This is a genomic window from Streptomyces brasiliensis (genome assembly GCF_014647875.1).
GTDB classification, from domain to species: domain Bacteria; phylum Actinomycetota; class Actinomycetes; order Streptomycetales; family Streptomycetaceae; genus Streptomyces; species Streptomyces brasiliensis.
Window position 1 is genome coordinate 1 of record NZ_BMQA01000260.1, and the last position, 718, is coordinate 718.

A 718-nucleotide genomic window follows, 5' to 3' on the forward strand; every position below is an offset into this window, starting at 1 on the left:
CGGCTGCCGATGCGGCAGCGTGCAGGGATGCCCCGCTGGAAGAAGAAGCGGGAGGCCGACGTGTCGTTGAACTACACCCGGCGTGGGTTCCGTCTCAGGGACGGGCGCCTGCGCCTGGCGGGCGGGATCGTGCTGACGGTGGTGTGGTCGCGCCGGCTGCCCAGGCCGCCGTCCTCGGTGCGCGTGTACCGCGACAGCATCGGCCATTGGTACGCGTCCTTCGTGACCGCCGCCACCACTGAGCACCTGCCCAAGACCGGCCGCATGATCGGGATCGACTGGGGCGTCAGGGAGACCGCGACCACCACGAGCGACGACCACGACCTCCCCCACGCCCAGCACGGGAAGAAGGCGCAGGCGAAGCTCTCGCGCTACGACCGGATGATGGCCCGACGCCGACCGGCCAAGGGGCAGGCCGCCTCGAAAGGCTACCGCGAGGCGAAGAAGCTGCGCGCGAAGGCGTACGCCAAGGTCGCCGGGCAGCGTCAGGACACCGGCCGCAAGTGGGCCAAGTCCGTGGTCTTCGGCCATGACCGGATCGCGGTGGAAGACTTCCGCCCGAGGTTCCTCGCGAAGACCACCATGGCCAAGAAGGCGGCTGACGCCGCGATCTCGGCAACCAAGCGCGCCTTGATCGAGATGGGCCGCAAGCATGGGAGGGATGTGCGCCTGGTGCATCCCGCGCACACCAGGATGGAGTGCGCAGACTGCGGAGCGA

1 protein-coding gene is annotated in these 718 nt (G+C 69.5%); it reads left to right on the forward strand.

From position 1 onward, the window contains the following. A partial coding sequence (locus tag IEZ19_RS50075) for an RNA-guided endonuclease InsQ/TnpB family protein (protein WP_189317995.1) occupies window positions 1-718 on the forward strand: 718 nt, incomplete at both ends.